The 6,000-nt window shown below is 75.0% G+C and carries 6 protein-coding genes; 2 read left to right on the top strand and 4 right to left on the bottom strand.

Annotated elements, in window-relative coordinates; all coding sequences use genetic code 11:
* Window positions 1-779 (top strand): hypothetical protein (locus L3K22_RS12720; protein ID WP_263311690.1); only part of this gene is annotated, 779 nt, incomplete at its 5' end.
* Between the two features lie 12 nt (window positions 780-791).
* On the opposite strand, the gene L3K22_RS12715 is transcribed toward L3K22_RS12720, so the two are convergent.
* The 3 genes from L3K22_RS12715 to L3K22_RS12705 all read right to left on the bottom strand — a co-directional run bounded on the left by L3K22_RS12715 (window position 792) and on the right by L3K22_RS12705 (window position 3,734).
* Window positions 792-1,499, bottom strand: coding sequence for a GntR family transcriptional regulator (locus L3K22_RS12715; RefSeq protein WP_263311689.1), 708 nt, complete (start codon window positions 1,497-1,499; stop codon window positions 792-794).
* Window positions 1,500-1,728: 229 nt separating this feature from the next.
* Window positions 1,729-2,748: a Gfo/Idh/MocA family protein gene (locus tag L3K22_RS12710; protein ID WP_263311688.1), complete on the bottom strand. Its 1,020-nt coding sequence runs from the start codon at window positions 2,746-2,748 to the stop codon at window positions 1,729-1,731.
* The gene (locus L3K22_RS12705) at window positions 2,742-3,734 is read right to left on the bottom strand and encodes a Gfo/Idh/MocA family protein (RefSeq protein ID WP_263311687.1); all 993 of its coding nucleotides are present in this window, start codon (window positions 3,732-3,734) and stop codon (window positions 2,742-2,744) included. The genes L3K22_RS12710 and L3K22_RS12705 overlap by 7 nt, the downstream gene beginning before the upstream one ends.
* A gap of 101 nt (window positions 3,735-3,835) precedes the next feature.
* Here L3K22_RS12705 and L3K22_RS12700 point away from each other — a divergent pair, with 101 nt between their 5' ends.
* Window positions 3,836-4,306, top strand: a complete 471-nt coding sequence (locus L3K22_RS12700; RefSeq protein WP_263311686.1) for a MarR family winged helix-turn-helix transcriptional regulator — start codon at window positions 3,836-3,838, stop codon at window positions 4,304-4,306.
* A gap of 31 nt (window positions 4,307-4,337) precedes the next feature.
* On the opposite strand, the gene L3K22_RS12695 is transcribed toward L3K22_RS12700, so the two are convergent.
* Window positions 4,338-5,879, bottom strand: coding sequence for an aminotransferase class I/II-fold pyridoxal phosphate-dependent enzyme (locus L3K22_RS12695; RefSeq protein WP_263311685.1), 1,542 nt, complete (start codon window positions 5,877-5,879; stop codon window positions 4,338-4,340).
* Between the last annotated feature and the right edge of the window lie 121 nt (window positions 5,880-6,000).

The raw sequence follows: 6,000 nt of genomic DNA, 5'->3' as shown, positions 1-6,000 counted from the left end.
GGGCCGCCGGCACCGCACCCCTCGAGGGCACGGTCCATGCCCCGCGCTCCCGCTCGGTCTCGCTGCCCCGCAGGCGCGGGCGCTGGCTGACCGTCGGCGTGCCGGTGGTGCTCGCGGGAGTGCTCGGGATCAGCAGCTTCATGCTCCTCGGCGTGAGCGCCCTGGTGGGCGGGGCCGGTCTGCTCACCCCGTTCCTGGCGAGCCTCGGCATCGCCGCGGTCGCGGGCGGCGGCAGCGCCTTCCTGCTGCGCAATCGTCGACCGAGGCCGACGCGCCTGGGCCGCTCCGCGGAGGAGATCTCCTCCGGCACCCGGGCGATGCTGGAGAAGATCGTCAAGGACTCCACCCAGCAGCGCCGGCGCATCCATCGGATGCGGCGCCGGATCCAGGGGCCGACGGAGAAGCGCCTGCTGGACCGCGCCGAGACCCTCCTGCTGCGGGTCGACGCGCTGCTGGGCTCGGCGGCGCTGCAGTCCCGTCGCGCCTCGGACCCCGACGTGATGCTGCTGGAGGGCATGACCGAGCGCTACGTCCCCGAGCTGGTGGGCGCGCTCGAGGACACGGTCGGCTTCCTGACCCCCGGATCCACGGAGGACACCCGCGCCCGCGCGGCGGGGAACCTGCAGCGCATCGACGAGCAGCTCGCTGTGCTGGACGGGCGCCTGGACCGGCTCGAGCACGAGGTCGTCTCCGGCGTCTCGCGCACCCTCGACGTGCACTCGGAGTTCCTGCGCGCCCGCTTCTCGGAGCCGTCGGCGGATCCGGCCGCCGACCGCTGAGATCGCGGCCCGTTAGCCCTTCGCGGTGCCGCCGGACTCCTCGGCCTCGGCGACGGCGTGGGAGCGCTCGAGAACGGCGGCGAGGTGCTCATCCAGGGCATGCAGGGCCCCGTCGTGGTGGTGGCGGCGCACCTTCTCGAGGATCCTTCCGTGCTCCGTGTAGGCCTCGTGGACGTCGAGCGCGGCGGGGCCGCCCACCCAGGTCTGCCGCATGCGGTGGGTGTGGGCGCGGACCGTCTCGACCATCGTGGAGAGGTAGCGGTTCCCGGAGTGGTCGAAGAGGGCCTGGTGGAAGGACCAGTCGGCGTGGAAGTGCTCCTGGAGCAGCTCGATGCTCACCTCGCCGGCAGCCTCGATCCGGGCGATGACGGCGCCGTGGGCGGCGTGCGCCTCCTCGAGGGCGGCGAGCAGCGCCTCCACGTCCTCGAAGGCCCGGCCGAGCGCGGCGGTCTCGACGACGCGTCGGGCATCGAGCAGCTCTGTCATCTGCTCGGCGTCGAGCATCGGCGCGACGACGTACCCGCGCAGCGCCACGTACTCCACCAGCCCGGAGCGCTCTAGGGACACCATCGCCTCCCGCACCGGGGTCGGGGAGACCTCCAGGTCGCGGGCCAGCCCGTCGATGCTCAGCCGCGCCCCCGGGGGCCAGCGGGCCTCCAGCAGCCGCTGCAGGATCAGCTCCTCGACCTCGGCGCGCAGCACCTGCCGTCGCACAGCCATCACAGCACTCCCCTCTCTTCCCGGGCCCTGCGTCATCGCCTGTCCCGGCGGCGTCGATCGTCGCACGGGCGGGACGCTCCCGGCGACGCACCCGCTCGACCGGCACCCTATAGGAAGTGTGGCTGAGGGGCCGACGGATCGCTGCGGCCCGGCACCTCACGCCCCGGCCCCGTGCGGCCCTCAGCACCGCTGGTCTCGCAGCACCGCACGATCCCCGGCGTCGCTCCCCTCATCCCGCGAGCGCCACCGGCCGCCCGGTGCGCACCGACTCCTGCGCGGCGGCGACGACGCGGACGGTCCGCAGCCCCACCTCGCCCGTCGGCGCGGCGGCCTCGCCGCCGCGGACCGCGTCGAGGAACGCGTCCAGCAGCAGGGCGTCGAGGTCGGTGCCGTAGGGCAGCCACTGGCCGGGCCCGCCCACGTGCTGGGCGAAGGCGTCGATCTGGAGCTGGCCCCCCGTGCCGAGGGCCTGGAGGGTGAGCCCGCCCCAGGTCGGCGCATCGGCCGGCATCGACCAGGAGCAGTCGATCGTGGCGACGACGCCGGAGGCATAGGTCAGGGTGACGAGCCCGCCGGTCTCGGCGCCCTCCCCCGCACGGTCCGCGTACAGGATCCGGTTGGAGACGGCGTGGACGCTCTCGGGCTCCCCGAGCACGGAGTCGAGGATCTCGGCGAGGTGCACGGTGTGGTCCACGAGCGAGCCGCCGCCGGCGAGCTCGACGTCGGTGAACCAGTCGCGGCCCGCGGGGAGCTTGCCGTTGTTCGTGCCGGTGAGGCCGACGATCTCGCCGAGGGCGCCGTCGGCGACCGCGGCGCGCAGCGCCTGGACGGCGGGCGAGAAGTGGACGGGGAAGGCGGTCATCAGCACCACGCCCGCCTCACGGCATTCTGCGAGCATCTCCTCGGCGTCCGCCACGGTGGTCGCGAGCGGCTTCTCGCACAGCACGTGCACGCCGCGGCGAGCGGCCTCGAGCACGAGCTCGCGGTGGTGGGCGTTCGCACTGGTGACGACGATGGCGTCGGGGCCTTCCGGCCAGGCCTCCCAGGCGTCCTGGTAGCTGCCGACGACCCGCACCCCGCGCACGTCCCCGTAGCCGTCGGGGTCGGCGACGACGAGGTCCACGTCGGCTCGGGCCTCGAGCAGCGCCGCGTAGGAGAAGGCGTGGGTGTGGGCGCAGCTCATCAGCGCCACGCGCAGCGGTGCGTCGGCCGATGCGTTCGCGGGGTCCTGACCTGGGGCGTTCAGCATGGGATGCTCCGTCCGGTGCGCAGGGAGTCGAGGGCGGCGCGGGAGACCTCCACGGCGCGGGCGCCGTCGGCCGCCTCGACGCGGGTGGTGCCGCCGACGGTGACCGCGCGGGCGAACTCGGCGATCTCGGCGGCGTAGGGGTCCTCCATGGTGGAGACGTCGGGCAGGAAGCCGTCGCCGCTCGCCTGCCGGGCGGAGGCGACGTCGTCGAAGGTGATGCCGGCGTCGGCGGCGCTGTCGTACCGGAGGCGGCCGCGGTCGCCGGCGAGGTCGAAGGTAAAGCGGAACCGGGTGCCGCCCGGGCCCCAGAAGCCGCGGCAGTGGCTGAGCGCGCCGGAGCGGTGGGTGAGGACCACGTGGGCGGTGCGCACAGTCGGGTCGGAGGCGGCGACCTGCTGGCGGGCGTGGACCGACTCCGCGTCGCCGGCGAGCCAGAGCGCCTGGTCGATGTCGTGGATCATCTGGTCCATCACGATGCCGCCGGAGCGCTCCTCGTCGGCGTACCAGTCCCGGTCCGGCAGGGCGCCGGTGCGCTCGAAGCGCAGCACGGCGGGGGTGCCGATCGCGCCCGTGTCGACGGCGCGCTTCGCGGCGGCGTACTGCGGGAACCAGCGCACGACGTGCGCGGGGAACAGCCGGCGGCCGACGTTCTCGGCGTGCGCGACGAGCTCTCGCGCTTCCTCGCCGGTCAGCGCGAGCGGCTTCTCGCAGAGCACGTCCTTCCCTGCGTCGAGCGCGGCGCGGACGATGCCGGGGTGCGAGGGGGTGGGGGTGCAGACGTCCACCACGTCCACCGCCGCGAGCAGCGCATCGAGGTCCGGCTGCACGCGCGCACCGGCCTCGGCGGCGAACGCCTCGGCGCCCTCGGGGCTGGTGCAGTGCAACTCGGCGCCGAGCGCCTGCCAGCCGGGCAGATGGGCACGGGAGATCCCCCCGGTGCCGACGATGCCGACGCGCAGCGCGGTCGACGGGTCCTGCAGGGACATGGGTGCTCTCCGTCGTCGGAGCGGTCACGGTCGCCGTCGATCCTAGTCACGCGGCCGCGGCGGCGGCCAATGCTCGCCCCGGGGCCCGTAGGATCTGACGGATGACCACCGACCAGGACCCGCGCTGGCTGACGCCCGAGGAGCAGGCCACCTGGCGGGCTCTCACGAGCCTCCTGGTGCGGCTGCCCGCGGCGCTCGACGCCCAGCTGCGTCGCGATGCCGGGATCACCCACTTCGACTACCAGGTGCTCTCGCAGCTCTCCGAGCAGCCGGAGCGCCGTCTGCGCCTCCGCGAGCTCGCGGTGCGCGCGGACTCGAGCCTCCAGCGCCTCTCCCAGGTGGTCACCCGCCTGGAGGCGAAGGGCTGGGTGGAGCGCCTGCCCGACCCGGCCGACGGACGCACCACCCTCGCCGTGCTCACCGACGCGGGCTTCGAGAAGGTCGTGGCGACCGCGCCGGGGCACGCCGCCGAGGTGCTCGACCTCGCGATCGATCCGCTCGATCCCGAGCAGCTCCGCCGACTGCGGGAGATCAGCGAGACGATCGTCGGCACGATCGAGCGGACGCGCTGAGCGTGTCCTGTCGGGCGCTCGGCCGCTCGGCCTACGCTCTGCCGGCCCCCTCGCGCAGCACGTCGGCCGCAGCAGGCCCCGCCCCGGCCGCGTCGGCCAGATCAGTCGCGAACCGCTGCGCCTCGGCGTCGGTGAGGTCGTGGACGGTCAGGCGCAGGTGCCGGGAGGCCTCGACGCCGTGCCCGCCCGGGGCGAGGCGGAACTCGCCCCCGGTGCGCACCCGCCATCCTCGGCGGGCGAGCTCCGCCGCGATCTCTCGGTCGGGGGGCGGGACGGGGAGCCACAGGCTCATCCCGTCGGCCGCCTCGACGGGCAGTCCCTGCGCCGTGAGCAGCGCGGCGACCTGCGCGTTCCGGGCTGCGTAGTGCTCGCCGGCCCGCTCGATCAGGGCGCGGGCGGCGTCGTCGGCGAGCACCCCGTGGGCGAGTCGCTGCAGGAGGTGGCTGACCCAGGTGGTGCCGGGGCTGAGCCGCAGAGCGAGCCTGCCGGCGGTCTGGGGGTCGGTCGCGGTGACCGCGAGGCACAGGTCGGGGCCGAGGAACTTCGAGACCGAGCGCACCAGCGCCCAGCGGCGGTGCCCGGCCGGCAGCGGCGAACGGAAGGGCCGCCGGGACAGGAACGAGAAGTAGTCGTCGACGACGACGAGCACGTACGGGTGGTCGACGAGCACGGCGCGCAGCTCCTCGGCCCGGCGTGGGCTGAGCGAGGCGCCCGTGGGGTTCTGGGCTCGAGGAGTGAGGACCACGGCGCGGGCTCCGACCTCGAGCGCGGCGCGCAGCCCGTCCGGCGTCATGCCCTCGTCGTCGACGGGGACGGACACCGCGCGGTAGCCCGCGTGGCGGACGGTCTGGATGCTCGCCAGGAAGCACGGGTCCTCCAGCGCCACGGCGTCGCCGCGCACGAGCGCCTGGGCCAGAAGACGCTCGATCGCGTCGACGGCACCGCTGGTCAGCGTCAGATCGACATCGGCGCCGCCGGGCACGTCGGGCGCGACCCAGTCCCGCGCCCAGGCCTCGAAGCCTGGATCGATCACCGGCTCGCCGTAGAGCACCGGGCGGCCGACGGCGCCGGCGAGCGCGGGCGCGAGGTCCGGGATGAGGGCGGGGTCGGGGTTGCCGCTGCCCAGGTCGCGGAGCGTTCCCGCAAGAACGCCTCCTGTGCCGCGGCCTGCTCTCGCGGCGTCGCCGGGAGCTTCGAGTCCCCCGGGAGCGTCGGGCCCGCCGAGTCCGCCGGGAGCGTCGGGCCCGCCGAGTCCGCCGGGAACTGCGGAGCCTGCGCGACCGGTGAGGTCCCTGAGCGCATCCGGGGCGGCGAAGCCCTCCTGCGCCACGGCCTGCGGTCCGGCGATGCGGGTCCCGGCCCGGCCCTGTGCGACGACGGCGCCGTCGCGGGCGAGCTTCCGGTACGCGGCGACGGCGGTGTTGCGGTTGACGCCCAGCTGCTCGGCGAGGGCGCGCACCGGCGGGAGCAGGTCGCCGGGGACCAGCTCGCCGCGGTCGACCAGGTCGCGCACGCTGCCGGCGATCTCTGCGGCGGTGGTACCGGTGATCTGCGCGGTCGAGGGGGTCTCCACGCGCCTGAGTCTAGGGCGAGCGTCGGACGGCGGCCGGGGTGGAGACGGGTCCTCTCAGAAGGGCGACTGCGAAGAGTTGCGCTCAGCCCGGTTCCCTCCGCGTAGACGAGCTCCCTCCGCG

The sequence above is a fragment of the Brachybacterium atlanticum genome, from assembly GCF_025669985.1.
GTDB classification, from domain to species: Bacteria; Actinomycetota; Actinomycetes; order Actinomycetales; family Dermabacteraceae; genus Brachybacterium; species Brachybacterium conglomeratum.
The sequence above is the reverse complement of the archived record's forward strand: the minus strand, read 5'-3'. Positions and strand labels throughout refer to the sequence as shown.